Here is a 26374-nt window from a genome sequence, read left to right on the forward strand (position 1 = left end):
TTCTATAAGACAAGTAGCTTGATCAACAAAGCCAGCGCCTCGGTGCTGGCTTTTTGCGGCTAGTGTCTAACGCTAAAACCCTGCCAAGTCGCTAGACCATCATTAGCATGGCTATTCCCGCTAGGTAGAGGCCAATGATGACCGTGCTTTCAAAGCCGATACTGCCTGGCCCTTGTTCTTGACGTTGCAGCAATCCCAGCATCAATGCGGCGGTCATTAACGTTGATATGGCCACCCATAGCAAAACATGGCTGGGTATGGCGTGATAAATAGAGCCACCTCGATAAGCCACATCTGCAGCGCCAGCAAACAAGGTGTCAAACGCATTACCGCCAATAATGCCAGTTACCGCGAGCGTAAGAGCTCCTCGCCGGACCGCTGCGACCGTTGTTACCAGCTCGGGTAGCGATGTCATCACAGAAGTAAGTAGTATGCCGACGGCTGCTTTAAGGCCAGCTTGCCCGTGGTGTCTTCCGGTACGTCCTGGCGTGTTTCCCTTGTGCGTGTGGGGCTCCACATAGGGTGCTGGTGTGAGTTTTTAACCAGCTTTAAGGCGAATAAGTAAGCAATAAATAGCAGCGGGGTAATGGGGTGCACATGCCATAGCGTCCACGCTGGCGCAAAGTGTCCTACCAGCAATAAACTCAACAGACATAACAGCAGTGCTGCCTGAATCAAGTTGCCCAGCGAAGCAGCCGCGTGCTCTAAGTTAGCGCGTCTGTGCACCATATCGGCAATGGTCAGAAATAGCGTCTGAATGGCAATGCCGCCCAAGGCATTACTCATGGCCAGCTCGGGTTTGTCGGTCCATGCAGACGAAACAGAAACGACAATCCCTGATAACGAGGTTGCCATGCCGAGTAAAACGGCGCCCGCGATAGCTTCCCCCAGGCCAGTGCGGTCAGCAAGGTCATCGACGACCCAGGCCAGCCGAGTGCCGATGAGGCCAATAATGACAGCGCAAAGGCCGAATAACCCCAGGGCTAACGATAGCGACATAGTGTTAAGCGATGGGATCATTGGGTGCCCTTCTGCTAGAACATCGGTCTCATTTCTACTAAATCAGAAATTTCCTCAATAAGCGTTGGCGATCAAGCGGATTCAAGCGCTAACTGATCAATGGAGCTCGAAACGCTACGCGCCCCGGTGAGGATCTCGTTAACAATGGTTTCAATTTCGCTCACGCTAGCTTGGCTTGATTTCCCCTGCTCGACTACCTGCTGCATAGCATGAGTCGTACGTTCTACCAAGGCGCTATTATCTTTAAGCACGCGGGTAATATCCTCGACCGCTTCGCTGGAGCCTTTGGCTAAACGGCGTACCTCACTGGCAACCACCGCAAACCCTCGACCTTGCTCGCCAGCGCGAGCGGCTTCTACCGCAGCGTTGAGTGATAGCAGATTGGTTTGATTAGCAATACGGGCAATTGATTCGGTAATATTATTAATACTTTGCGCCTGTTGGTTAAGCGCTGCAATCAATTGCTGCGCCTCTGCCAAGGTTTGGGCTGCCTGCTCGGAATCACGTACAGCGCGCTGCAAATGACTGAGGCCATTTTGTGCAATCTGCTCTGTCTGGGATGAGGTGCTTTGAGCTGCGGTGACGGCCCTCGTCGCCGATTCAGCGGCTGCTACGGAACCCGTGATATCGGTAGCAAACTTGACTACCTTCACCACATTGCCATTGTTATCCTGGATAGGATTGTAAGTCGCCTCTAACCAGACACTGTCACCACGCGAATCCAAACGTTCAAACTTACCCTGAGTAAACTCGCCTTGTGCCAAGCTCTTCCAAAAATGCGGGTTAGCATGATAAAAATCAGGCGGGCAAAATATCTGATGGTGTGCCCCAACCAACTGCTCATTACGATAGCCCATGACGCGCTCAAAATTGGCGTTGGCATTTAGGACTTCACCGTTGGGCGTAAACTCAATCACCGCCATAGAGCTATCCAATGCTTCTAACACAGCATTTTTACGCTCGGCTTCTTGGTGGTCGGCGGTGACGTCATTGGCGATTTTTATGATCGACATGACTTTGCCGCGGTGATTGCTAATAGGCAAGTAAGTAGCCTCCAGCCAGACTTCCTCGCCTTGAGCATTGGTACGCCTAAAACGCCCCTGTTGGCTGTGGCCGGCTGCTAGCGTTTCCCAAAATGTAAGGTATTCGCGACGGCGGATCTCTTCAGGAAAGCAGAAAATCCGGTGGTGTTGCCCCTTCACTTGGTCGAGGGTGTAACCCATGGTGGTTAAAAACTGTTCACTTGCTTTCTGAATAATCCCTTCAGGTGAGAAAGTAATACAAGCAGTGTGTTGGTGCAGGGCGGTGTGTAAACCATTGGAAGCGAGAAACGAAAGCATTGACAGTCCTTTCAATGAGTCTTTTTAAATTACGTGTACAAGGTTAGACCAATGTGGATTTGTAAGCATCGGCATATGTCGGCCTGACACAAAGTTTTACATTTATGAACGCTTTTTTTTATTTTAAATAATTGATTTAATTTGTTTTATTTCCATTTCTACTAGCCTTTTTGTTTCGATAAGTAATGTCGCTCGACAGCCATTAAGCCATAATATCGCCGAGGTGACCTATGCAATGCCGAATAGTGGCGACGGCAACGCTTGCTTTCTGCACATCTTTTGTACAGCTAATGGTAATTGAAAATGCCCTTAAGGTCACTTGTTTGTACATCTTTGGTATAGATTTGGCGAAGAATGGAGTGTTATTGAAAGGAGGCCAACATTTAAGCCAATCTCTGTTTGTTAAGGGCAAGCGTTAGGGGTAGATTCGGCGCTAAAAGCTAACTGCGTAAACCATGCGGTTGCATTGCTTCCTGAATTATCGCCATCACTCATTAAAGCAACGCCATCAATATGGCTGGGCGTATCGCCGAAGAGCGCTGCGAAGTCAGCACGTACATCGCGGACTTCGGCGACCCATTCGCCCACCTTGGATGAGCCTCCTTGCAGTGCGATCAATTCGGCGCGGTCGGTAAACGCATTGGTCCAGGTACTGCCAGCGTCTTGCGTGGACGACCATACGTAGTTGACGGATTGTACTTGCCAGGGCAGCAATCCTGTTTTGCGAGCCACATAGACGCGGGCAGGGTAGTCATCCCCCGCTTTGGTGGTTTCGTCCAAGCCGGGATAGATATTACTCACTTGCCAACACCAGTGCAGGTAGGGTGTTTCATTGAGATCGATTTCGCGCTCCAAATAGAGTGTCGACGCCTGGCCTCGCGACTGGGCCTGAAGTACGTTGGCACCGTCTTTTGCGACAATCTCGTAGTGGGTCTCACCGTCAAAACTGCGAGTTGGCCATGTCATGATTTGGTTGGGCGTTAATAAGATATCCGCCATTGCCGCGCCGCTGTACATCAGCAAGCCGACGATAACCACAACGCCTTGTAGTGGGCGCATAGCATGACTCCTAATCATCGGCTGTCTTCGGTGCTTTCAACGCGGCAGGGTGGTGTTCACCAATGGTATGCAGCAGGTCGAACTGACGCGCGCAGGCACGGCAAGCACCACACATGGAAAGGTGGAAACGAAGTGCTGCTCTTTCCCTAAAAGAGAGCACTTTGTCTTGCTTAAGCGACATCAAGCGTGTTGCTTCACGACACATGATCATAGGAAACTCCTCAGTTAGCTAAGCAAGCGGGGTATACAAAGTGAGTTAAACTTGCCATTTATGAGGCGGCTTCGGCTTCGGCCTCACCCTCTGCTTCGGCTCCACCCTCTGCTTCGGCTCCACCCTCTGCTTCGGCCTCACCCTCTGCTTCGGCCTCACCCTCTGCTTCGGCTCCACCTTCTGCTTCGGCTCCACCTTCTGCTTCGGCCATCATGTAATAGCCAGTTTCAGTGGTGACGTCAGAGTAGACGGCATGCAGTGCTGAGCCACCTGCGACCAGGGCCAGAACGGGAACCGCATAAGCAAAGCCTTTGGACAGGCTATCAAGCAACGTTTGTCGTTTATCGTTTGGCATAAAGCCTCCTTTGCAAAGGTATAGATTTAATAGGTTCAGTTATTAAGCTCTATTACCTTTGGCCAGCATATAGAGTGCTACTATCGTTAGGGTCACCTGGAACATCATGCCCCCTAAAGGATGCGACGATGTTGCCATAAAGTGCCATTGCCCCCAGTGCACCATAAAGATGGCTCCGAGCAGAATGGGAACCATGCCAAGAGCGCCCAGGCGAGTCATGACATCGCCTAAACGATTCTTCATCAGCCCACCCAAGACGACCAGCAAGCCGGTGCCAAGCTCACCCAAGGCGACAAGAGCACCAAGAACGACCGGTAGGTTCATCATGGCAGAAAATGCAGCGATGCCCGAGCCCATGAATTTGTCGACACCCATGTAAAGAAAGACACTGGCAAGCCCTATACGCAATAACCAATGGGCATGGCGTTCGATAAGAAAAGCGTCTTGAGAAGGTGTAATAGTATTATTCATATGAGTGCTCCGCGCCTGTAAATACGGTGTTGATGCCAACTGTTATGTCAGGATTGATGTTTATTCTGCTCTTGCCAATAGCATCTTGTACTTAAGTTATGTGGCTGGAACGCGCAAAACTTTACAGCTGTTTTTGATTTTTTACGCAAATACAGATGCTAGGGACGAAAAGTTATAAAAGAGGCTACTGGGCGTAGTGCTGCGTTCAACGAGAAAGTCTCTTTGGCGTCACAAGTTGAGATGCAACGCCAAGCGGGGAGGCAATTCAATGCCGTCAGAGTTCAATGCCAATAGGTTAACGCTGCGTGGCCATCATTTTTTCAAATGAGTCGCGCAGCGAGTTAGCGCTTGTCACACCTTCAATTGTCTCCTGGCGATTTCCTCGGGCATCAAATAGCAAAATCGTCACATGACCGACATTATATTGACTGGCAAAGTCGGCGCCTTTTCTGGTGTTGATATCCATAATACGCCAAGCCGGTGGCGATGCCATTTGGTCCAACGCTTCTTCTGCATTGGCTTTTAATCGCTGACAAAGTGGGCAGCCGTGATCATGTACCTGGACGGCGACGGGGGTTCCGCTGCCAATGACGCTAAGATTTGATTCTGTGCGCGACGTATGGTCGTTAACGATAAGCCATGCTATTGGGACAGCCAGAAAGGCCAGTACTATTAATAATTTTTTGGCAAGTGTTTTCAACTTTTTAGCAGGATGAACCGATGCAGAGGGTTTCCGTGCAGGTTTCTTGGAGTGGGCTTTTTTCATATCAAGCTAACCAACCTTTTTCAATACAGTGGCGCAGCTTCAACCTCGCGCGATGCAGGATGACCCAACAGTTAGCCTCGGAGATGCCAAGGACATCGCAGATTTCCGGGGTTGGAAGTCCCATCAGTTCACGCATTGTGAACACGCGGGCGGTGTTATCAGGTAACGCGATGAGGCAGGTGTCCAGCACGTTCCAGAAGGCCTTGTTTTCGAGCACTTGATCGGGGTCGCCCCACGGTTTGGGTCGATTCGTCGCCTGCCAGCGGCCATTGTCTTGAAATAGGCTTTCCAACGCATCGTCGTCACTCTGTTCATCACTTTGCCACGTCACATAGCGCCGCTGCTGCCGGAGTCTTTCCAGAATTTTGTTTTTTAATATGCCAAATACCCAGGTTTCAAAAGCGGAACGGCCCGCAAAAGTGCCATGCTTTTCCAACGCGGTAACTAGCGTGTCCTGCACGGTATCCTCGGCCGCGGCGTTATCGCGTAGCTGCAGGCGAGCAAAGGCGACAAGCTTTGGTCGCAGCGACGCAATATGTTCATCGGGTGAGCGCTTGGCGGTTATCACATTAGTCCTCAACGAGAAGATCTGATGGCAGAAAAGTGTCCATGCTCATACGCTAGTCTAGACGGATGTATCAATAACGTCGTTGGCCTGCAGAATCGGCTCTACGTTGGTGAAGTTGGCGATATCGGCAAGTAATTGATCGCCGACTTCTGCAAACGCCGCTTCGAAGCGTTGTGCCGACTCAAACCCCAGGTGGGCCACAAGGTGATAGGGCGCCTGAGGGTCAATCTGACGGTGCACACGAAGGTAGCGCAGCCCGTGCTCGCTAAGTAGCGAATTCACCAGCGGCGCGTGCTTTTTCAGGTAGTAGTCATCGTCAAACGACAGCGTATCGCTGTTTGGGTAGGCAACCATGACATCAATCATCAATCTCTCCTAATAGAAAAGTGGCTTGTGGCCGCCTGAGCGACCACAAATCAACGCGGTTTATGACGCGGGTGCTTCCCACGCAAGCGGCTTGAGCTCTTCGTTGAGCGGCGTGCCGGCAATGTGGTTGGTGTAGTTCGAGAGTGTTTTCAGCGCGCAGCCAATGACCAACTCAAGCACCTGCTGCTGAGTGAAGCCTGCTTCAAGAAAGGCGTCCAGCTCAGCCTCTTCGGCCCAGCCTCGCTGAGCATTCAAGTGGCGTGCAAAGCGTGTAACAGCGGCCAGCTTGACATCGTTGGGCGCCTTGCGCTCGCGTAGGTCTTTGACGATTGCGTCGTCGGCGCCGGCTTGTTTAATGCCACCGGTATGCGCGGCGACGCAAAAAGCACAGTTGTTATCAGCGCTGATGGCAAGCAAGGCCGCTTGCTGTTCCACCGGGCTCAGGCTGGTCTTGGCATAGATGCCGTCAAGTGTCATATACGCTTCGAGAAGCGTCGGCGCTTCGGCCATTTTGGCAAAGATATTAGGCAGGAAGCCCATTTTCTTTTCTGCGGCTTTCAGGTTCGCCTGAGCGGCTTCGGGTGCGCTGTCTGTGGTATGTAACGGAAACTCGGCCATTTCACTCTCCTTGGGTCAATGAAAAATTGGTTGATGCAGGATCGCTGCATTGTGCAACCTGATTATGGAACAATCGGTTCAAAATTGACAATGGTCAATGACAAAAATCCTGATAGCCGCCTTTGGTGAAATAATCTGTAAAGTTTTGAATGAATGCCCCACCAATCAATATGGAAATTAGATGGGTAGGGACGAAGATGAAAGCAGTGCTGCATCGTATCGGTTACATGATGAGCTGTTGGTTGTCCTGCCCGCGCCATGATCAGTCTCGTCTAGAGCCTGTTGAAAAGCATACTGAATTGTTTTTAAAGCCTGGCGATGTCTTGTTGGTAGAGGGCTCGTCGCGTTTGAGTGTGGTTATCAAATACCTGACGCAGTCTTCCTGGTCTCATGCGGCACTCTATGTCGGAAGCGAGCAAGCCCTGCGTTTTGGCGCTAAAAATGCTGAATGCTTTATTGAAGCCGACGTCGCGGAAGGGGTCCGCTTGGTTGGGCTGAGCGAGTTCAAAGGGTGTCATTTGCGGATATGTCGACCAGTCGGCTTAAGAGAAGATGAGATAACATCGCTGATCGATGCTGCTGGTCATCGTCTTGGACATCGCTATGATTTGCATAACGTTATTGATTTGGCGCGCTATTGCTTGCCGTTGCCGCCCGTTCCACAACGCTTTCGTAAACGCTTTTTGACGCTGGGGAGTGGTGACCCTACGCGGGCTATTTGCTCCACGCTGATTGCCCAGGCGTTTCAATCGATCCGTTATCCCATATTACCCCTCAATAGTGATACGTCTGTCACTACCGCCGGTTACGTTGCAAAAAACGATCGACTACTGACTCGGCGTCACTACTCGTTATTTACCCCACGCGATTTTGATGTGTCACCTTACTTTGAGATCGTGAAACCGCAATTGATAAATGGATTTGATTTCCATCAACTGCACTGGCAAGAATCGACTGATTCATCCTCAACGTAAAAAGATCCTGCAGCAGGTCTCGTGTTTCTTATTCTAGTGCTTGGCTTCAAAGAAGGTCAGCTAATCCATGGCCGTAGCGTACCTAATGCGGTTGGCGATAGCCTTGATCTCGCTGATAGAAGAAGCTTGTTTAAAGTCGATATAAAATTTTTCAGTGTTTAAAGAAGACAGTTTTTTATAAAAATTGTAATGATCTTGTATTTAAGAACACAGATAAGTGCGAGACGAAAAGCTGCTTACGATTGACGTCACCCCGACGTTTTATCGTTAAAGCAGATAAAATCTAAAAGAAGGAGATAATCATGTTATTTAATAATTTTACCAAAAAAATAGGTGTTATTGGTCTTTTCATGGGCATGGCTGCAAGCCCACTAGTGTTTGCCGATAACGCAACTGCGCTAATCCAGGCTCGCTTCGACGCTGGCGCTTCTATCCAAGGTGGTACACGCGAAGGCAGTCGGCAATACCGAATTGAGGCGGAAAATAGCCAGATCGTTGAGAGCGAGGGTTCCCACTACCGCACTGTCTTCGAGGCTGGCAGTCCCGAACTGGGCGGCACAAAGGAAAGAATGCATCGTGACCGGGTTGAAGTCGATGGTGATAAGATGATGTCTCAACAGGTTGCAAAGCCAGAGCATAATGACCCTGACGTTGGCATCTTAGCACACGGCACGCGCGGCTAAACCTTGGTTTAATAATCACTGACCTACAGTATCCCTTATAGCATATAAGGCCAATGCGGGGCAGCGCTTTTCAGGTGACATAAATCGACATTACACTCTGTAACCAAAGATCAAGCGGCTTTTGGTTTTTCTGAAAGCCGCTTGTTTTATCCTGATCGTTTTTTATTTTATAGCGCTTTAAAAGACTGTTATTAGTAGCAGGCTCATCGCTACTACTCACTATTTACCTCACCCAATTTTAATGTGTAACTTTGCTTTAAAATCGTAAAGTTGAGATTGATAGATGAGTTAGGTGACCATCAGTTGCGCTGGCGGGGATCGAGTGATTTACCCCCAAGGTGGTCAGAGCCTGTAAGGAAGTCATGCGCCCGCTCACTGACTAAGTGTTGCATTGAAAATTAAACAACCAAGCAGGTGCTGGGTTGAGACCGGAAAAGTCGCGGCTCTGCATAATAAGGCTGACTTCGAGAGGTGAACATCATGTCGCTAACTAAACAAAAACGCAGTGATTTGCTGGATAAACTCCGTCGCCAAGTTCGTTACACCGCACCCGTCTTAATGCTGGTGGCGGGCGGCGTCGCGCTGGGTGTTTCGGCCAATGAGCAAAACGTATTTGCCAACGATCAATCGGCTACAAGTGGACTCATGCTGGCAAGTAATCACGCAGAGGCAGAGGCGCAACCTGAAGGCGAAGCTAGCGCTGAGGGCGAAGCAGAAGCGGAGGCTGAAGGTGAGGGAGAAGGTGAGGGAGAAGCTGAAGGAGAAGCTCAAGCTGAGGGAGCTGATGTAGAGCCTAATGAACGCACGCAGCTAGTGTCTCGGCCCGAAGGTTACGTACCCGGTTACGATGAAAACGGCGATAACCCCAAAGCATTGATTGAACGAGGTGAAGCCCTGTTCAACGATCCATCACTCAGTACAAACGGAATGTCCTGCGCCAGCTGTCATGGCAGTGACGGCCAACAAGGCTATCAGGCAACGTTCAATCAGCCTTACCCTCATCCGGTTGCCATGGGCACCAATATGTTTGGTATGGAGACGGTACACGCCGATGAAATGGTGCAGCTCTGCATGGTGGCTCCTATGGCGGCTGAGCCGTTGGATTGGGAGTCTGAGGATTTAGCGGCCCTGGCGGCCTATGTGGTCAATGCCCGTCAGCGCTTCGCTGGTGAGGCGGACGGCCACTGTAATATGTAGACCAGTAGGGCTTCGAAAAGCAGGGCGGCTTTTAGCATTGAGCTGAAAGCTGCCTTTTGGACTGATTGTTCTTTTTGTGGTAAAACGCCTTTGATAACTGATAAATGAAAAGGATGCTGAATGTTTGCTGACATGGCGAAAAATGCATAGCGTGATTGCCAAGCAACTGACCATCATGATGCTAGTGATTTTGGTGACGCTTTTAGGTGCTGGCTTTAGCAGCGCTGTAAAAGGCAGCTGCCTAGTTGATGCGCCTGTCTCTGCGACTATTAGCACGGATAACCATTGCCACTCTCCCACGTTGCTAGAGCAAGCAGTAGAGCATGCGGATGCTTCCTGCTCTCCCTACGCACCTGCAAGTGCTAACGCCATCTCAGGGACTATTTTGACGCCTTCTCCGCAGTGGTTGATGAAGGTGCCTTATCCCCAATCACATCCTGAGCGTTTAGAAAAACCTCCCCGCCTTTCATTGCATTTCTGAAGACCTACACGCGCTTCCATACCGCTTCTGAATCATGAGTGCACCTCATGAGCTGACGGTATGCCAGTAAGACATGAACGGAGAAAGCAATGGAATACCCTGAGATTGAACCTATTGCCGTGGCGATTGGGCCACTGGTGATTCATTGGTACGGATTAATGTACGTGGTGGGTTTTATATCCGCCTGGCTGTTGGGGCGTTGGCGTGCTGACACCCTTGGTTTGAATAAAGAAGACATCAGTGACCTTATTTTTTATAGCGCCGTTGGCGTCATTGCTGGCGGACGATTGGGCTATGCCATTTTCTATGGCATGGAGCAGTGGTTAAGCAATCCATTGTGGGTCTTTCAGGTCTGGGACGGAGGCATGAGCTTTCACGGTGGTTTGCTAGGCGTTGTCGCTGCAACGCTCTTTTTCGCACGTAAAAAGCGCATCGCCTTCATGGATATGGCGGATTTTATTGCTCCTTTAGCCCCTATTGGTTTAGGCGCGGGTCGGTTGGGTAACTTTATTAATCAAGAGCTTCCTGGCCGTACCACCGATGTGCCTTGGGCGTTGATCTTCCCACAGGTAGGGCCTGAGCCCCGTCATCCTTCAGCGCTATATGAGATGTTCCTGGAAGGGGCTGTGCTGTTTGTGGTGCTTTTTTGGCTGTCTCGCCGTCCACGCCAAAGAGGCCTGCTATCCGGGGCTTTCCTATTCGGCTATGGCGTATTCCGCTTCGCGGTGGAGTTTGTGCGACTGCCAGATGCCCATATTGGGTTCATCGCCTTTGATTGGGTCACCATGGGCCATTTGCTGACACTGCCCATGTTATTAGGTGGCGTTGCCTTGATCTTGTGGTCACGTTCCCAGCCTGTTACTAGCGTTAAAGGAGCCTAATAATGAATTTAATGAACCCCACCAGTACGCGCCGCATGTTTTTAAAAAAGAGCGTTCTCGCTGTCTGTAGTATGACCGCTGTTAGCACGTCGGTATGGCCTTTATTGGTTTATGGCGATGCGAAGGAGGTGCCTGACAACAATCATTACCCTATCCCTGAAAAGGGCAATATGATCGGTCAAGATTACCAGGTAATGGCCAGCCAAGAAGATACGCTTATTGATATCGCTCGTGTGCACAACGTGGGTTATGAAGAGATTCTCTCTGCTAACCCTGAGGTCAGTGTGTGGGTGCCAGGTAAGGGAACTGCCGTTACCATCCCACGGCGTCATATTTTGCCTAACGAAGCGCGCAAGGGGATTGTGATTAACGTCGCTGAGCTGAGGCTATATTACTACCCGGAGGTCAAGCCGGGTGAAACGCCACGGGTTGAAACCTACCCCATTGGGATTGGCCGTGAGGGCTTCAACACGCCACTGGGTATTACCAAAACAACGATTCGTTTAGAGAATCCCGCATGGTATCCGCCACGTTCTATGCGCCAGGAAGCCGCTGAGCGGGGAGATCCTGCACCGGCGGTGGTGCCTCCCGGCCCGGACAATCCGTTAGGTGAGCATGCGATTTTATTGGATATTCCTGGCTACTTAATTCATGGCACCAACCAGCCCGATGGTATTGGCATGCGCGCTAGCCGGGGCTGCATACGCATGTATCCAGAGGATATTGCCGCCATATTTGATAACGTGCCTAGTGGTACTCAGGTCAATATTATCGACCAGCCTGTTAAAGTGGGCGTTAGTGAAGAGGGCGACGCCTATGTGCAGGTCTTTAAAACGGTTGATAGCGATAAGGTAGGCGTTGACGAACTGAAAGCGATGCTGCTTTTGCAGCTGACGGGGTCCAAAGGCAGTTTCGCTGAGCTGGATGATAACCGTCTACAGGTGCTATTCGATCAGCCTGATGATCAAATAGTCGCGTTATCTTCACTTACTCAATCACCGAATGAGGGTGAAGGGGAAGCCGCGAGCATGAATATTTATCAAATGATAACGCAGACGCCTTGAGCTTAAAGCTGTTGCTAATTGTTTGATGCCTCTTAGCGGCTAGAGCTGAGCATAACACCTTCATGACGCTGCCTTGTCATGAAGGTGTACCACCTAAATGCTTAATTTGGGTGTGGGTCGCGTGAACACATTTTGCGAGCCTTCCATGCTTTAGGTTTCTTAACTCTTGAAGCATCAATCGAAAAAGAGTCTTCCCGCTGAAACGCGATTAATAGCAGACTACCCGCAAAGATAATCAGCGAAGGGTAGAACAGCACGTTGGTGCCTTCCAGGTACCAGCCTAGCGGGTCAATGATCGAGGGGAAAACGGCAACAAGAGAGGACCCGTTAATCGCCGCCTGTAGGGGAAGTACCCAGCGGCGCATCAGACCCACCAGAACCAATAAACCGATCACGATTTGTACCGCGCCGAAAAGGTACAAAAGCACCTCTGCGGACATGAAAGAAAGATAGTATTTTTCGCTGATTGCCGCGCTACCTTCTGTGTTGAGGAGCTTGTTGGCGCCCCAGAATAGCATCAGCCCGGAAAGTGAGATGCGCAGGAACAGCAGCGTTAATGCCTTCATTCGAATGATCCTTAGTTGTCGGTTGCGTTGTTGGCGATGCGTGTGAATAACTCGTCCAGCTCACTGGCAATATGCGCCAATTCATCGTCATCACCCTGCCCATAGGGTGCGAAGACGGCGCTGGGCGTCTTCCACGACAGCGTGGCGCTTTCTGAGTCATCTTCGGTCACGTAAAAGCGCAGCGGCGCTTCAATCATGGCGGGCACGCTTTCGCGGATAATGCGCACGGCAAAATCGTTACGAAACACGCCGATGACCCGGTTGCCGGGAATCGTCTCGCCACGCCGGGCGGCGGCCTCGGTTGGGCTGGCTTCGGTCACCACCAGCATGTCGGCCTGTTCCACGGCGCGGCGCAGGTCGTCGACCAGGTCGACATAGGATTTATCGGTCACCACCACGTTCCAGCCTTCCTGCGGCCAGTCGATAGAGGCATCGGCATTCGAGGTCGCTGAAAACGCCAGTAGAACAAACAATGCCGCAAGCTTCCCTAGCCGCTGTATTGGCGCTGAAAACGCGGCCCGCAAACGCTGTGGTAAGTAACATGAACATCCAAGGTAAGTATGCATAGAAGATTCCTCGGCTGATGATGGGATGAGTTGATGCCAGCTCTTAGTGGAAGCTGAGCCTACTGCCTTACAGAGTAGCCACGATTTTCCTTATTGAGACCTTACCTAGCCGTCGCGGTGTGGTAATTCCCTGACGTTGATTCCGGTCGACAATATTGACGTTAAAAATAAATACAAAAAATTGAAACCGTCGTAGACTATCGGGAACGATCATTCTATGGCTCGGTTTAGCGCTTAAAGGCACGCCACGGGGAAATTATGTCAACAGCAGACGCACATCATTCTAAGCATCGCGAAGCCCAGAGCGATAGCCATCCACCGCTATGGCCACGGGCCTTGAAAACGGCACTGATCGTCGGGCCAGTGCTGACAGTGATCAATCAATTTGAGGCGCTGTGGACGTTAAGCGGATTCAGTTTCTGGCAATTTGCCTTAACCATGCTGGTACCTTTCTGCGTGTCGTGGCTGGGTGCCACTGGCGCCAAGCAGCACTTCGGCCGCACCAGCCAAAGGTACGTTGATCGTTTTGAAAACATTGCCGGACTCGCCGACAAAATCGGCCATAACGCCTATACGGTGAATCAAGCCTCTCAAAAGCGCCATGCATTCATCGAGCAGGTGCTCTCTCACAGCCGCCAGGCGGGAAAAGAGGCCGAGCATCTACAAGTGACGGCCGAACAGAGCTGTAAAACACTACGCCAGGCCAATCATGACGCCGCCGATGTTAATTCACGCATTCAGCATGTTGCTGATGGCATGTCGGCAGGCCGTGCGCTCACTCAGCAAACGGCTGAAGCGGTGGCTACATTTAGTCAGCAGTTTGACGATATTCAAGGCATGGCGGCCAGCATTCAGCACATAGCCACCCAAACGAATTTGCTGGCCGTCAATGCGCGCGTGGAAGCCGCCAGAGCGGGAGAAGCCGGACGTGGTTTTGCCGTCGTAGCGATGGAAGTCAATAAACTTGCAGACAACGCCGCTAAAGCGGCAAGTGATATTCATCAGCGGCTGGAGGCGCTTTCCGATACCACGATTGACGTTAAACAAAAGATGCTGACGCTGCAGTCGCAAATCGAAGCGCTCGAAGCCGAAAGCCAGGCCGGCCAGCGCGGCGTAGCGACGGTGGCGACGGCGATTGACCATGCCACCGGCGCCGCCGATGAAGCAGCCGGTCACGCGGTTCGGCAAGTGGAGGCGACCAGAGGCGTGATACGTGACCTGGAACAGGTGCTGGATGATACGCAAAAAGCGATTGAGCGTTCAGCGAGCAACCACCAGCTTGCCCTTGAGCTCAGGCGCGTCGCCAGCCCTGTCATGCCCGCCCCGCCCGAATCAGCCCCTGCGCTTCCAGCATCGGGAGCCCAAAATGGTGTGGCGTAACTGGCTCACAACCTCTCTCGGCAAATGGTCAACTGTTCCCAATCGTTTCAAGGCGTTTTCGTCAGCGGCATCTTTTGAATAAATAAGTTACCTTCGCGGTCGCGTTATGTTCAGTCGGTGCTTTGTTCATCCTGCACAGCAAGAAAGCTGCTTTACATCCTTGGTGAAAGTTTGCGCGCAGAGCTTGAGGCCTTCCACCATGGTCAGGTAGGGAAACAGTTCATTGCCGATGTCCTCTACCGTCATACCGGCCCGCAGCGCCATTACCGCCGTCTGGATCAGCTCACCAGCTTCTGCCGTGACAGCCTGAACCCCCAGCAAGCGACCGGAATCGCGCTCGGCGACCATCTTGATAAAGCCATGGGTGTCGAAATTGACCAGTGCACGCGGCACGTTCTCAAGTTCCAGCACGCGGGTATCAACGCTGAAGCCTCGCTCAAGTGCCTCGGTTTCCGTCAGACCAGCGGTGGCCACCTGTGGGTCGGTAAACATCACTCCCGGCATGGCACTGAGATCCAGAGTGGCCTTGCCTCCCGTCATGTTAACGGCAGCCCGACTGCCCCCGGCAGCGGCCACATAGACAAACTGCGGCTGATCGGTGCAGTCACCGGCGGCATATATACCGGGAATGGTGGTTTGCAGATGCTCATCCACCTGAATCGCACCGCGCGAGGTTTCCACGCCGATGCCCGCCAGGTTCAGAGTGTCGGTATTGGGTGTCCGGCCGGTCGCCACTAGCAGTTGATCTGCCCGTAAGGTGGCGGCATTGGTGTCCACGACGAACTCATTTTCGCTATAGTCCAAGCGGCTGGCCTGGGTCTGCCTGAGAACCTCGATGCCCTCACGCCTGAACGCTTCCTCTATGGCTTCTCCGATTGCGGGGTCTTCACGGGACAGCAGTCTGCTGCGGGCCAACACGGTGACCTCGCTCCCTAGTCTGGCGAAGGCCTGGGCTAACTCCAGAGCAACGAAACCGGCACCGATCACAATCAGCCGTTCGGGCAAGGTATCCAGTACCAATGCACTGGTGGAGGTCAGGTAGGGTGTATCGGCCAGCCCCGGTATCGGCGGCTCTGACGGGCTGGCGCCAGTGCCAATAAAGGCGCGGTCGAAGTGAACAGTCTGCTCACCGCCGTCGTTCAGTCTGACCGTCAGATGATGGGCATCGGCAAAGCGGGCCTCACCGTTCAGGACGGTGATGGCTGTGTGGTCGCGCAGTATGCTTTCGTACTTGTCATTACGAAGCGCCTCGACTCGTGCTTGCTGTTGCTGAACCAGTTTTGCCCTGTCCACCACAGGCAGTTGAGCGCTTACCCCTTCGTCAAAGGGACTCTCCTTGCGCAGGTGCGCAATATGCGCGGCGCGGATCATGATCTTCGAGGGCACGCAGCCGGTATTGACGCAGGTGCCGCCGATGGTGCCGCGCTCGATCAGGGTAATGCGGGCGCCACGCTCCGCGGCTTTCAAAGCGGCCGCCATGGCCGCGCCGCCGGTGCCGATAACGGCAATGTGTAGGTTGTTATCACTCATCAGGACAACTCCTTGAATCTGTAGAGGCATTCTTACGGTAGGCGTCGAATTGTTTTTTTCGCCATAGCGCATAGACAGTCAGGCCGATGAATACGACCAGGGCTGGAAGCAACACGTAGTCGAGATACCCCGTCAGGGCCAGTGCCCAGCAGGATCACCAGGATTGGGGTGAAGCAGCACAGCGCCACCAGGACGGTGCCAATCACGCTCACGCGCAGCAGGGTCGTTGGGTTTTTCAACAGACGTTCTCCTTTTAAGCGAGTGGAGGTCGAGCATTCGGACCCGCCATGAGATAAGGTTACTTCCGTAGTCAGCTACAGAGTCAAGGCAGATGTCGAATAACGCAAATTCACTGACCATCGGTGGCCTGGCCAGGGCAGCCAAGGTTCATATCGAGACAATCCGCTATTACCAGCGGCGAGGGCTAATACCGGAACCCCAGCGTCCGCCAGGGGGTATCCGGCGCTATGGTGATGCCGATATCGACCGATTGACGTTCGTGAAAACGGCGCAGCAGTTGGGCTTCAGTCTCGACGAGATCAGCGACTTGCTCCGGCTTGAAGACGGCACCCACTGCCAGGAAGCCAGTGCTTTGGCCGAACACAAGTTACGGGACGTGCGAGAGAAGATCGAAAGGCTGGAGAAAATCGAGAAGGCGCTTGGGGAAATGGTGGATCAATGCCACGCCCAACAAGGCAATATCAACTGCCCGCTCATTGAATCCCTGCATGAAGGGATCAGTGGGTCAGAAGAACAAGCACCTTAGTTTCCATCACTATCATCGGCGATGCGTGCCATGGTGTTTCATGCACTGCCGTGAGTTGATCCCCCAATGCTCATATTCACAGGAGAAGGCGCTAAAGTGCAGTGCTGCTCAAACGATAAAGACTAGAGCGATTGATCGCGACGTGCAGGAGGGCGGAGCTTTTTGCGATATGTTTCTGGATCATCGCCAAACTTTTTTTTAAAAGCAGCGCTAAATTGGCTACGGCTATGATAACCGCAACGCTCGGCAACGCGTTGGGTGGGCAGTGGGGTTGAGTGTAATAGACGTGCGGCATAACGGAGACGCATTTCAGTGGCAAACCGCTGTGGTGGCATCCCAAAAGCCCGCTTAAAGCGTTCAATAAAGACAGTGCGACTCATGTGGCAGCATTCAGCAAGTTGTTCAATGTTCAATCGTTGCCCTTTATTCTGGGTCATTGCCACAAGCGCATTTTGCAGTTCCGGTGCTTCCAGGCTTAATAGCCATGGGTGCTGCGGCGCATCAGCCTGGATTTCCCTAAGTAACCAGATGAAACACTGTTTCATTAACGCTTCCAGCATCGCATCGGTACCCAGTGTTGGTGATGCCAATTCTTGAAATAATTGGTGAAAAAGGCGCTGGATTTCAGCTTTCGAGTTTTCAATACGCACAGGCGTTTGCAAGCGGTCAAAGGGAGAACCCCCAGTCAGTGAATCGACTTCCAGCAACCCACATAAAATGATAACGCAAGGCAATGTCGTATCGGTATGCGTGCTTATCCAGGGGGGGGACTGCCCCGCGGCAACGCAGCGATTCATGCCTGGTGGTTCTCCAGCAACCTCATCAATGGTAAGTGCAAAGTCAGGTGGGCATATGACGAGGCTGCCAGCGTTCAAGGGCGTTCGCTGACGATCCTGATCCACCATCATGCCATTTCCCTGCAATATATAATGAAGCGATATCGTGCCCAGCGGTGGAGTCTGAAGTGGCCAGCCGCGTCGTATGTCGCATACCGCAAACGACGTTACATTGATCAACATGTCTTTGAGAGCATTCTCAAGCATATCTGTCACCCATTATCCGAACGATTTGGGACCTTTTCAGGACTTTTGTTACGCCGGTTACACCTAGACTCAATAAGGTAATACACTCAAACAGGATGTACCTTATGTGTAATCATCATGATGATAATAAATCGCCAGCCACGCTGTATAAAGTTGATGAAGGGCGTCGACGTGTGCTGGTAGGTGGTCTTGCTGGCATTACAGCCGCGACAATCGGCGGCTTTTCCAGACCTGCGATGGCACAGGGTGAGGTTTCAAGTGCTTATGCACCGCCTGAAGAAGGTGCTTTACCCGCAACGGGGTTTCAACTTGATATTAATCGAGCGGCATTGGTGGTCACCGATCCTCAGGTCGACTTTTTAAGCCCAGATGGCGTTACTTGGCAAGTGGTTGGAGAAAGCGTACAGGAACACAACACGGTAGAAAATATTCGTCGCTTATTTGAAGCGGCTAAACAGCGAAAGATGACGGTGGCAGTATCACCTCATTATTATTATCCCCACGATCATCAGTGGACGTTTGGTGGTCCGCTGGAAAAAATGATGCATGGTATCGGCATGTTTGATCGTGAAAATCCGCTTGCGGCATTGCCGCGCGATACGGGTGCTGACTTTATGCCGCAATATAAACAATATATTGAAGATGGCGAAACGATTATTACGTCCCCGCATAAAATCTATGGTCCTGAGCAGAATGATTTAGTGCTTCAGTTACGTAAGCGCCGAATTGATCAAGTTATACTGGCGGGTATGTCAGCGAATCTATGCGTCGAATCCCACTTGCGAGAATTATTAGAGCAGGGGTTTGAAGTGGCCGTGGTACGCGACGCTACTGCCGCAGCAAAACTACCAGAAGGCGATGGCTATTTAGCGGCCTTAACTAATTTTAGGTTTATTGCCAATGCGCTTTGGAGTACAGATGAAACGGTCGCCAAACTACAGGGGTGAGAAAACCCTGGGCGGCTAACGTCATTGCCCGGCCCAATAGCTGCTCCAGATTGTTGGTTTATCCACTCTCTGGAGCATGCGCATTACACGTGATTGCTATCTTCAAATCCATTTTGTCATTTCAATAATTTATGTAAATGTCACAGAAACCAACCAGCTTTCGATAGGCTGTCAGCTCTTAAGGCATTGCGAGAGGGTAAGAATCGACGGGGTGACGGCAAGATTGACTGGTTGTCCTTCAGCCTCTATCTCATTGCCAACCCTGATTTACTGGATGCTTTCACCTCGTCGTTCTGCTTCAAGAATGGAACGACGGTAGCTTCTACGGATGTGAAGAGCGCGATTATATCGATTTCCCTAGTCTCGCCGACACGTTGGCGTAACATGGGCTTCACAGTCACGAAGGATATAGGTGAGCCGAAATGCCCCAACAGACTCTAAAAGCAGAACCACGCATCATTTTCTTTGATGTCGTTGAAACCGTTTTTTCCCTGGCTCCGCTGGAAGATAAACTGACTGAGCTAAACCTGCCCCCCGGTACGGATCGACTATTTTTCGCACAGTTGCTGAGAGATGCTTTCGCTCTCTCGGCCAGCGGCGTCTTCCACTCCTTTCCAGACATTGCCAAAGGGACACTAACGGTCCTGCTGCACAGCCTTGGACGCGAGGCCGATGAAACCACGTTGAAGGAGATCTTGGGAACTTTCTCCCAGCTCCCAGCCCATCAAGATGTCAAACCCGCGCTTGAAAGGGCGAAGCACTCAGAGTGCCAGGCCGTACTGCTCACTAATGGCTCCCGCGCCAATACAGAGAAGTTGGTACGCGACAACGGCCTAGAGCATTTGGTGGACGATATTGTATCGGTGGAGGATTTCAGCATCTGGAAGCCCCAAACAGAACTTTACCGCCTGGCTGCATTAAAACACTCGTGCGCCCCGGCGAATGCTCTGCTGGTGGCGGCCCACGCCTGGGATGTCCACGGCGCGATTCAAGCCGGGTTTCATGGCATTTGGATTCAACGTCAAGAGTCGTTCTATCATCCCTTAATGGGTAACCCAGATGGGCAGGTTACAAGCTTGGTCGATGCAGTCGATCTTGGAGTTCAACGGCTCCTGTGAAAATCGATACGCAGCAATGGCTTATTAAAGCGCGTCGGGGTACTTTAAACGATCCAAAGAGCGGCAAACTTTTATAGTAAAAACGAAATATTCAAGCTCCGGCCATTCGGCCGGAGTTTGATTTAAGTCTGCATGGTAATAGCTTAGGCAAAAGATTATTTTAAAGTTTAATTATTTTCGAAATCGACCTGGATGGTTTGCATCGCGACGGTAACGCCTAATTAAAAAGTTTTAGCCGATGCCGCGAGGTGGGTAATCCTTGTCCTGGATAGTCGCAATACCCATCTTGATCATTTCCAAATTGGGACGGCAGAAAGGCGCGCTAGAGATTTCCGCGAAATGCAGTCCGCCATCCGGGCGAATGAAAAACAGCCCCGGTTCGGCAAAAGGTTGATCGGTCTCTGAACTATCCAAGGGGGTAGAGATATATAGGCCTAAGTCGCGCGCCTGATCGATACCAAGGTCGTACGCGACGTCGAAATTTAAGCCTACTTCGTCGGCAAATTTTTTGGCTTTTTCCTCAGGGTCGGTGGAGACCGCAACGATCTGCACATTCCTATTATCGAAGTCGGCTTTCATATCATTGATCTGGCCGAGGTATTTTTTGCAGATGGGGCAGTGAAGACCCCGGTACATAACCAGCATTTGCCATTGGCCCTGCGGTGGCTGTCCTAGCGTCACCGTCTCACCAGTAACGGTCTTTAAAGCAATAGCCGGAAAGGTTGCGTCAATTTTAGCGTGTACTGACATCATGTAACTCCTTGTAACGTGCGGCCCCTAACAGATTGTTTGTGAAAGTGATATTGAGTGGAAATCTCAATGTGTGGAAGATTCCGCTTCACGTACAGTATGTATAGTCGATACGTTGCTACACGTCGAAAGATTAAGTACCTGGCCCGCAATCCAAGCAGGGATCGATGTCGGTGTTGGCCTTTATCATTTTTGCGTGCAAGTCTCTAAGCGCCGTACGCACCCCTTCCTCAATGACCGGGTGGTAGAACGGCATCGCCAGCATAGTGGAAACGGTCATGCGTTGCTGAGCGGCCCAGGCCAAAAGGTGGCCAATATGTTCAGCGGCGGGGCCAAACATCTCGGCGCCCACGAACAAACCGCCATTGCGCTCCGCATACACTTTTAAGATTCCCTGGTTTTTTCCTAACACCTTGCTTCGTCCCTGATCTTCAAACGCGCTTTTGCCCGCAACATAGTTCTCACGTTCGGCTGCCGACATGCGGCCAACAGAGAGTCCTACGCTGGTTATCTGCGGGTTGCAGAAGACTACGGAAAAGGGCACCTTCCTTTCAGCAGGGATCACGCTTGGGTAACGGCCCGCATTGTCCCCGGCGATTCGGCCTTCATGAGCCGCTTCGTGAAGAACGGGTGCCTGTTGGTTAGCATCACCTACCAAGAAAACCGGGCTGTTGCCGCACTGGAGGGTCGATGGCTCGTTTAGTGGGACGCCGTTGTCATCCAGAACTAGACCGCTGTTGTGAAGAGCCAGTGCCTCAAGGTTGGGTGAACGACCTGTCGCCACCAGGATATAATCAAATAGCTCCGTCAGCGCGCCCTTGTCGCGATCAACAAAGCTAATGGAAACACCACCTTCAACCGATGAAACATCGGTCACATCTGAGCGAGTGTCCAGATAGAACTCCTCGTTAAAACATTGTTCGGCATAATCGCGTATTTCCTGGTCAGCTATGCCGCCAAGAGAACCACTTCGACCAAACATGCGCACGCGAACACCCAGGCGACTCAGCGCCTGGCCCAATTCCAAGCCGACTACGCCGGTTCCAAACACCGCCACCGACTCAGGCAGATTAGGCAATTCGAACAGGCTGTCATTCACCAGCAGCCGTTTGCCCAACCCCTGAAACATATCGGGAATAGTAGGGCTCGACCCGGTGGCAATCACGATTCGATCCGCCTTAATTTCAAGTTCTTCGCCGACCGCCAGCCTGCCCGGGGCCACGAAGCGGGCATTACCTACCAGCTTGTGGGCGGAGGGGATAGCGTCGACTGATGCCAGTACCGACCCGACAAATTTATTCCTCTCCTTGCGCACGCGTTTAAGGACTTTCTCGCCATTAACCACGATATCCCCTACTTGGATACCAAACAGTCCTGTTTTTGTTGCAGCATGGGCACTTTCCGCCGCTGCGATCAGCAGCTTGCTGGGCATGCAGCCTACCCGGGCGCACGTTGTCCCGTAGTGGCTGCCTTCGATTAGCACCAGATTATCGGTATGCTTGCGCGCAGCGTTATAGGCAGCGAGACCCGCTGTACCGGCCCCTATAATCGCAACATCTACTTCTCTTGTAGTCATCTCATCGTCTCCAAATATAACCATTCGATTGGTGTTATCTATTTAACGGTAGAACGTCTGGATAAGTTGAAACGCCAACGTTAAATTATTTTACGCTGACTAAAATCGAGGGAGACCACATCAACCAAGCGAGCCACACCGACTGTTAAAGGGGATATGCGCTGCTACATTAAGGTGACACAGCGCTATCGCCTATTTGTTGAAATAAGGCATCTAATGCCTGAGCGGTATCGTCTAATTTAGGCGTGTTCTGGTTGATATAAGGAGCAAAAACATGGCTAGGTACTTTCCACGCCAGTGTCGCGCTGTCGGCTGAATCTTCAGTTACGTAGAACCGCAGTGGCGCTTCAATCATTGCCGGTACGCTTTCACGGATAATGTCTACCGCAAAGTCGTTACGAAATACCCCGACGACTCGATTGCCTGGAATGATTTCACCGCGCTGTGCAGCGGCCTCGGTTGGACCAGCTTCCGTAACAACCACCATCCCAGCGTCTGAAACAGCTTGGTGTAGATCATCGAGCAGCGTCGCGTAGTTTTTCTCTGAAGCAATGACTGTCCATCCCTCTTCTGGCCAATCAATCGGCTGATTAGCGGATGCTTGGGTGATAAACGATCCACTGCCTCCTGCCACCATCAGCACTGCAAGGTAATAGCGGGATTGTTTGATAAATTGGTTCATTGCTAGCTCTTCCTGATAAAAGAACGACTTAATGTATGTTTTTTTGCCAAAAGCGCTGCGTGGAGGGATGTACACCAAAATCGCTTGATAAGGTCATGTTCATTGATTCGCATAACAGCCGGATAAGCGCCATGTGGTGTACGGTATGACTCATTAGAAACGCCAGCTCACGACCTAGACTGGAAGGCAATGTGAGGTTATTACCCGATGGGTCGACTGAGTAGTTAACCATTATGGGTATATCGACAGGCTGGTGCGCCAGCGCTTGTAGTTCAGCCCGAAGCTTATCAACGGTTTGTGCCGCTACGCTGGGATCTTCTTCTAGCGCTGTCTGGCGATCACGCTGTTCATAATCGATATTATTTTTTTGTACGCTTTCTTTGAGGCCTGCCAGTAGCGTTTGATAATGCTCTAGTACATGGCGTACATGCTTACCCACTGACTGGGTATCAAACAGCTTTTGATATAACTTGTAAGGCATTAGTAGGAGTAAATCATTGAGTTGATTAAGTGGATAGATGTTTTCATCCACCAGCTCCTTACTCGTGGTACATGATTCAACGGCTGACAATGAGGTAACGGGCATAACGAAGCTCCTTATACGCTGAGCTGGCGATATCACCAGCTCAGCACAACACAGCGGATTAAGCGTGCAGCAAATCGTTAACCGGCTTCGGCACCGCCTTCACCTTCTGCTTCTCCCTCTCCTTCGCCTTCGCCTTCCATCTCTTCTTCGCCTTCAGCGCCACCTTCGGCCAGCATCATGGGCGCTTCCTGCATCGAGGTGAACCCTTCAGTGGGCTCATCGGCCTGGGCCTGGAAGGCCAAACCACCCGCTATCAGCGCAAGGGCGGGCGCGGTATAGCCGAACTGACGGCTAAGGCGGCTCAGTAAACGACGTTTAGCTTCGTGTTGAGGCATGATGTTTCTCCTTATAGTGTCACAAGCAAATGCGCCAGATGGCGCGCCTTCCTGCCGCTATACCACGGCGTGGGAAGAGGGTAAAAGCGGTGTTTGGTCAAGCCACTGGGTAACGGCCTCGACCTGCGTGCTGGCCAGCCGCGCACAATGCGCGCCCTGGGTTATATGCTGCAGCGCGGTCAAGGCGTTAGGGCTTAACCCTTGTTGGTGTTCTGCTGTTTCCAGGGCCGCAGGGAGCAGGGCGCCAAGTAACGCGAGTGACGACGGCGCCTTCGGGCTGTCGCTCGGGGTGGCATCAAGCCATAAAAGCCCAACGCAAGGGCCGCGCTCCTGAAACAGGAACCCGGCACCCTCAAGCGGTACATTAAGCGGTTCCAGGGTGTCCGGTGCGGCCAGCGAGAGGCGTGCCCCGCGCGTCAGGGCAAGGCCGTTCTGTGCCCCCACCGCCTTCAGCGTTTCCATCGCCTGGGCAGGCGCCTGGTGGGGCACAACGCAGACGATATGCCCCTCCGGCCGACTCAGCAGGACGACATCAAGTACCAGTTGCCCGTCACTGGCGGCGTGGGACAAGCAGTGCTGAGTGATGGCAGGGACGATGTCGTCGAGATGCAGGCGCGAGCGAATCACCCGGCTGTCGTTGGTCAGGCAGTAACCGTTGGCGCTTTCCAGTACATGCAGCGACGTGTCGGGGGCGTTGCCGTCGGCGTCCAGCAGCGGCGCCAGTGTCTCGGCAATGCGTGTTGCCACGGGGCCCTGTGGCGCGCTGATCGACCAGCGGCGCTGATCAAAAAACAGCGTACTGCGCCAGGTAGCGGAATGCTCGCGAGCGGGAGACGCCGTGTCGGGCGCGGCGGTGTCGCGATCCCCAGGCGCCAGCAGGCCATGCTGCCACCATAGCGAGAGCGTCGCCCACAGATCGCTGGCAAGGGTGTCGGCATCGACCTGCCCGCCGCTTGCTGCCTGGAGCTGCTCGAGCACTGTCTCAATCGGCGCGCCTTCGCTGACCAGTAGCCAGATCAGCGCCGCGCTGTCGTTAAGCTGGAAGTAGCGCCCGCTGGGGTGGTGGTAAAGCGCCAGCCGCTCGCCGTCGATCAGCTCGCTGATGTCCTGGCCGTGGAAAGACAGGCTCAGCGGGGCGAACTCGGCCGCCAAACGGTAATCGGCAAGGCTGGGTAGCCCTACAAAGGGCAGGTAGCGATGGCCGTCCTGGGTCGGGTAGAGCGGTACAAAGCCACCGGCTCGTTCACGCTCTGCCGCCAGTGCAGCGGCATCGAAGGTCGTCGCTTCCCGGGGTGGCTGATCAAGCCCGGTCAGGGCGATCATGTCCTGCACCAGGCCGGTTTTGACGGCCTCTTCGACTACGCCGCCGTGCTCGGGCTTGGCGCAGGTGCCCAGCGAAGGGCTTAGGTTGCACTCCAGAATCCATGGCTTGAGCTGGTCGTCGACCAGGCAGTCCAGGCCGATCAGCTCGTAGCAGCCCCGCGGGTCGGCGCCGTCTTCCCGGGAGCGGGCGCGCATCGCCTCGACCCCGGAGAGCGCGGTCAGCGTGGCCAGATCCTGCAGTTGGCTAAACAGCGCCTGGTCGTCGTGGCCCTGCTCGCGAAGCCAGTGGCGATAGCGGTCAAAGTCGATAAACTCCACCGGAATCTCGGCGTCCAGGTTGAGCGCGTTGATGTCGGGGTTGGTCAACTGGCTAAAGGGGTTGTCGATGTCATCCGGGCTCCACGGCGCCGAGGCCAGCTTGGCAAAGCCTTGGTCATAGAGATACACGCGTAGCGGGTCAATGCTGGCAATCAGCATATAAAGGCGTAGCACGTATTTGTGGCCGCGGATGGTGTGCGGGTTGGCAACGTACTCCTGCACCAGCCAGTTGGGCGCCAGCGGCGCGGTGGTCGGGTCGCGCAGCACCTGAACCCCTTGGCCCTTGGAGGCGTTGGTCGGCTTTAAAATCCAGCGCTTTTCGGGATGCGTGGCGGCGTCTTCGACCAGCGACAGGTAGTCGTGGGGCATTTCATAGGCGCGGGGGAAGAAATTCAGCCGCGCCGTATTGGGATGCGCCTCCCCAAAGTGGCGCCGGGTGCGTTCGCGCAGTGCCCTCAACCCTGCATGCAGGCGGCTTTTGACCGTGAGCGCGGCGTTGCCGGGAATGTGGTTCATCACCCGACTGGGAGACGTCGCCTTGAATGCCGCCCTGGGCGGCATGCCGGTAACCCAGGCCGCCTGCCACTGCGCTTCGTCGCCTTGCTGCCAGCCTTTGGCTTCCAGCGTTTGGCGGAAAAAAACATCCTGCTCGGCATGGCGTTTGCCGCTCAGCCAAAAGCGTGGTGGGGGAGTAGTGTGCGCGCTCATACCGGGCTCCTTGTCGGGTCATTACCAGTGAGTGGTCGATCAGCGCGATTGCTTACACATGATTTTCAGCAATCGCCAAAAGCAAGCCTTGCACCGGTGCCACGACCACGGGGACGTTTATCTATA

General features: G+C 52.8%; 31 protein-coding genes and 1 pseudogene. 10 read left to right on the plus strand and 22 right to left on the minus strand.

All coding sequences use genetic code 11. The features are described from left to right. Nucleotides 1–91: 91 nt before the first annotated feature. The 11 genes from RZA33_RS01115 to RZA33_RS01165 all read right to left on the minus strand — a co-directional run bounded on the left by RZA33_RS01115 (nucleotide 92) and on the right by RZA33_RS01165 (nucleotide 6774). Nucleotides 92–415, minus strand: a complete 324-nt coding sequence (locus tag RZA33_RS01115) for a hypothetical protein (protein WP_317506207.1) — start codon at nucleotides 413–415, stop codon at nucleotides 92–94. After that, a complete protein-coding gene (locus RZA33_RS01120) occupies nucleotides 415–1020 on the minus strand; it encodes a hypothetical protein (RefSeq protein ID WP_317506003.1) in 606 nt (201 codons plus the stop codon). The genes RZA33_RS01115 and RZA33_RS01120 overlap by 1 nt, the downstream gene beginning before the upstream one ends. A 71-nt stretch (nucleotides 1021–1091) precedes the next feature. Further along, the gene (locus RZA33_RS01125) at nucleotides 1092–2360 is read right to left on the minus strand and encodes a PAS domain-containing methyl-accepting chemotaxis protein (protein ID WP_317506004.1); all 1269 of its coding nucleotides are present in this window, start codon (nucleotides 2358–2360) and stop codon (nucleotides 1092–1094) included. A 402-nt stretch (nucleotides 2361–2762) separates the two neighbouring features. After that, the gene (locus RZA33_RS01130) at nucleotides 2763–3419 is read right to left on the minus strand and encodes a DUF3047 domain-containing protein (RefSeq protein ID WP_317506005.1); all 657 of its coding nucleotides are present in this window, start codon (nucleotides 3417–3419) and stop codon (nucleotides 2763–2765) included. A gap of 10 nt (nucleotides 3420–3429) precedes the next feature. Then, nucleotides 3430–3630, minus strand: coding sequence for a zf-HC2 domain-containing protein (locus RZA33_RS01135; protein ID WP_317506006.1), 201 nt, complete (start codon nucleotides 3628–3630; stop codon nucleotides 3430–3432). Nucleotides 3631–3688: 58 nt separating this feature from the next. After that, complete coding sequence (locus tag RZA33_RS01140) at nucleotides 3689–3985, minus strand: hypothetical protein (protein ID WP_317506007.1); 297 nt, start codon at nucleotides 3983–3985, stop codon at nucleotides 3689–3691. Nucleotides 3986–4027: 42 nt separating this feature from the next. After that, nucleotides 4028–4456, minus strand: a complete 429-nt coding sequence (locus RZA33_RS01145) for a DoxX family protein (protein WP_317506008.1) — start codon at nucleotides 4454–4456, stop codon at nucleotides 4028–4030. 295 nt (nucleotides 4457–4751) lie between these two features. Then, nucleotides 4752–5222 carry a thioredoxin domain-containing protein gene (locus RZA33_RS01150; protein WP_317506009.1) on the minus strand — a complete coding sequence of 157 codons (471 nt, stop codon included), beginning with the start codon at nucleotides 5220–5222 and terminating at the stop codon, nucleotides 4752–4754. A 1-nt stretch (nucleotide 5223) separates the two neighbouring features. Next, nucleotides 5224–5790: a sigma-70 family RNA polymerase sigma factor gene (locus RZA33_RS01155; protein WP_317506010.1), complete on the minus strand. Its 567-nt coding sequence runs from the start codon at nucleotides 5788–5790 to the stop codon at nucleotides 5224–5226. Nucleotides 5791–5847: 57 nt separating this feature from the next. Next, nucleotides 5848–6156, minus strand: a complete 309-nt coding sequence (locus tag RZA33_RS01160) for an EthD family reductase (RefSeq protein ID WP_317506011.1) — start codon at nucleotides 6154–6156, stop codon at nucleotides 5848–5850. A gap of 60 nt (nucleotides 6157–6216) precedes the next feature. Then, nucleotides 6217–6774: a carboxymuconolactone decarboxylase family protein gene (locus tag RZA33_RS01165; RefSeq protein WP_317506012.1), complete on the minus strand. Its 558-nt coding sequence runs from the start codon at nucleotides 6772–6774 to the stop codon at nucleotides 6217–6219. Between the two features lie 149 nt (nucleotides 6775–6923). Between RZA33_RS01165 and RZA33_RS01170 the strand changes: the two genes are divergently transcribed. From RZA33_RS01170 to RZA33_RS01195, 6 genes are all read left to right on the plus strand, one after another. Then, a complete protein-coding gene (locus RZA33_RS01170; RefSeq protein WP_322976184.1) occupies nucleotides 6924–7748 on the plus strand; it encodes a YiiX/YebB-like N1pC/P60 family cysteine hydrolase in 825 nt (274 codons plus the stop codon). Nucleotides 7749–8050: 302 nt separating this feature from the next. Then, nucleotides 8051–8431 (plus strand): hypothetical protein, encoded by a 381-nt coding sequence (locus tag RZA33_RS01175; protein WP_317506014.1) that lies wholly within the window; start codon nucleotides 8051–8053, stop codon nucleotides 8429–8431. 480 nt (nucleotides 8432–8911) lie between these two features. Next, the gene (locus tag RZA33_RS01180; RefSeq protein ID WP_317506015.1) at nucleotides 8912–9628 is read left to right on the plus strand and encodes a cytochrome c peroxidase; all 717 of its coding nucleotides are present in this window, start codon (nucleotides 8912–8914) and stop codon (nucleotides 9626–9628) included. Between the two features lie 124 nt (nucleotides 9629–9752). After that, a complete protein-coding gene (locus RZA33_RS01185) occupies nucleotides 9753–10109 on the plus strand; it encodes a hypothetical protein (protein WP_317506016.1) in 357 nt (118 codons plus the stop codon). An 89-nt stretch (nucleotides 10110–10198) separates the two neighbouring features. Continuing rightward, nucleotides 10199–10990, plus strand: a complete 792-nt coding sequence (gene lgt / locus RZA33_RS01190; RefSeq protein WP_317506017.1) for a prolipoprotein diacylglyceryl transferase — start codon at nucleotides 10199–10201, stop codon at nucleotides 10988–10990. Beyond that, nucleotides 10990–12054 carry a L,D-transpeptidase family protein gene (locus RZA33_RS01195; RefSeq protein ID WP_317506208.1) on the plus strand — a complete coding sequence of 355 codons (1065 nt, stop codon included), beginning with the start codon at nucleotides 10990–10992 and terminating at the stop codon, nucleotides 12052–12054. Before lgt ends, RZA33_RS01195 begins: the two co-directional genes overlap by 1 nt. A gap of 101 nt (nucleotides 12055–12155) precedes the next feature. Here the strand turns inward: RZA33_RS01195 and RZA33_RS01200 are convergent, their stop codons facing one another. Both RZA33_RS01200 and RZA33_RS01205 read right to left on the minus strand, forming a co-directional pair. Further along, nucleotides 12156–12620: a DoxX family protein gene (locus RZA33_RS01200; protein WP_317506018.1), complete on the minus strand. Its 465-nt coding sequence runs from the start codon at nucleotides 12618–12620 to the stop codon at nucleotides 12156–12158. 11 nt (nucleotides 12621–12631) lie between these two features. After that, complete coding sequence (locus RZA33_RS01205) at nucleotides 12632–13186, minus strand: DUF302 domain-containing protein (RefSeq protein ID WP_317506019.1); 555 nt, start codon at nucleotides 13184–13186, stop codon at nucleotides 12632–12634. Nucleotides 13187–13444: 258 nt separating this feature from the next. On the opposite strand from RZA33_RS01205, the gene RZA33_RS01210 reads away from it, so the two are divergent. Next, nucleotides 13445–14566 (plus strand): methyl-accepting chemotaxis protein, encoded by a 1122-nt coding sequence (locus RZA33_RS01210; protein ID WP_317506020.1) that lies wholly within the window; start codon nucleotides 13445–13447, stop codon nucleotides 14564–14566. 126 nt (nucleotides 14567–14692) lie between these two features. Here RZA33_RS01210 and merA read toward each other — a convergent pair whose 3' ends face one another. Together merA and merF are read right to left on the minus strand one after the other, a co-directional pair. Then, complete coding sequence (merA, locus tag RZA33_RS01215) at nucleotides 14693–16126, minus strand: mercury(II) reductase (protein ID WP_416337830.1); 1434 nt, start codon at nucleotides 16124–16126, stop codon at nucleotides 14693–14695. Further along, nucleotides 16089–16335: pseudogene (gene merF, locus RZA33_RS01220) on the minus strand (mercury resistance system transport protein MerF). Before merF ends, merA begins: the two are co-directional and overlap by 38 nt. 92 nt (nucleotides 16336–16427) lie before the next feature. Here merF and merR point away from each other — a divergent pair. After that, nucleotides 16428–16862 carry an Hg(II)-responsive transcriptional regulator gene (gene merR, locus RZA33_RS01225; protein WP_317506022.1) on the plus strand — a complete coding sequence of 145 codons (435 nt, stop codon included), beginning with the start codon at nucleotides 16428–16430 and terminating at the stop codon, nucleotides 16860–16862. Nucleotides 16863–16984: 122 nt separating this feature from the next. Here the strand turns inward: merR and RZA33_RS01230 are convergent, their stop codons facing one another. Further along, complete coding sequence (locus RZA33_RS01230) at nucleotides 16985–17905, minus strand: AraC family transcriptional regulator (RefSeq protein WP_317506023.1); 921 nt, start codon at nucleotides 17903–17905, stop codon at nucleotides 16985–16987. A 104-nt stretch (nucleotides 17906–18009) separates the two neighbouring features. Between RZA33_RS01230 and RZA33_RS01235 the strand changes: the two genes are divergently transcribed. Together RZA33_RS01235 and RZA33_RS01240 are read left to right on the plus strand one after the other, a co-directional pair. Beyond that, nucleotides 18010–18852 carry a cysteine hydrolase gene (locus tag RZA33_RS01235; protein WP_317506024.1) on the plus strand — a complete coding sequence of 281 codons (843 nt, stop codon included), beginning with the start codon at nucleotides 18010–18012 and terminating at the stop codon, nucleotides 18850–18852. A gap of 422 nt (nucleotides 18853–19274) precedes the next feature. Beyond that, a complete protein-coding gene (locus RZA33_RS01240; protein ID WP_317506025.1) occupies nucleotides 19275–19970 on the plus strand; it encodes a haloacid dehalogenase type II in 696 nt (231 codons plus the stop codon). A 231-nt stretch (nucleotides 19971–20201) separates the two neighbouring features. Here RZA33_RS01240 and RZA33_RS01245 read toward each other — a convergent pair whose 3' ends face one another. The 6 genes from RZA33_RS01245 to RZA33_RS01270 all read right to left on the minus strand — a co-directional run bounded on the left by RZA33_RS01245 (nucleotide 20202) and on the right by RZA33_RS01270 (nucleotide 26248). Next, nucleotides 20202–20723 (minus strand): peroxiredoxin-like family protein, encoded by a 522-nt coding sequence (locus RZA33_RS01245; RefSeq protein ID WP_317506026.1) that lies wholly within the window; start codon nucleotides 20721–20723, stop codon nucleotides 20202–20204. Nucleotides 20724–20853: 130 nt separating this feature from the next. After that, nucleotides 20854–22296, minus strand: a complete 1443-nt coding sequence (locus tag RZA33_RS01250; RefSeq protein ID WP_317506027.1) for a dihydrolipoyl dehydrogenase — start codon at nucleotides 22294–22296, stop codon at nucleotides 20854–20856. Nucleotides 22297–22465: 169 nt separating this feature from the next. Beyond that, nucleotides 22466–22978: a DUF302 domain-containing protein gene (locus RZA33_RS01255; protein ID WP_202606199.1), complete on the minus strand. Its 513-nt coding sequence runs from the start codon at nucleotides 22976–22978 to the stop codon at nucleotides 22466–22468. Between the two features lie 28 nt (nucleotides 22979–23006). Continuing rightward, nucleotides 23007–23510: a hypothetical protein gene (locus RZA33_RS01260; RefSeq protein ID WP_322976185.1), complete on the minus strand. Its 504-nt coding sequence runs from the start codon at nucleotides 23508–23510 to the stop codon at nucleotides 23007–23009. A gap of 131 nt (nucleotides 23511–23641) precedes the next feature. Continuing rightward, on the minus strand, nucleotides 23642–23899 hold the full coding sequence (locus RZA33_RS01265; RefSeq protein WP_317506029.1) for a hypothetical protein: 258 nt from the start codon (nucleotides 23897–23899) through the stop codon (nucleotides 23642–23644). A 57-nt stretch (nucleotides 23900–23956) separates the two neighbouring features. Then, nucleotides 23957–26248 carry a PqqD family peptide modification chaperone gene (locus RZA33_RS01270; protein WP_317506030.1) on the minus strand — a complete coding sequence of 764 codons (2292 nt, stop codon included), beginning with the start codon at nucleotides 26246–26248 and terminating at the stop codon, nucleotides 23957–23959. Nucleotides 26249–26374: the final 126 nt, after the last annotated feature.

Origin of the sequence: Halovibrio sp. HP20-59, assembly GCF_033052795.2 — a bacterium.
Lineage (GTDB): Bacteria > Pseudomonadota > Gammaproteobacteria > Pseudomonadales > Halomonadaceae > Vreelandella.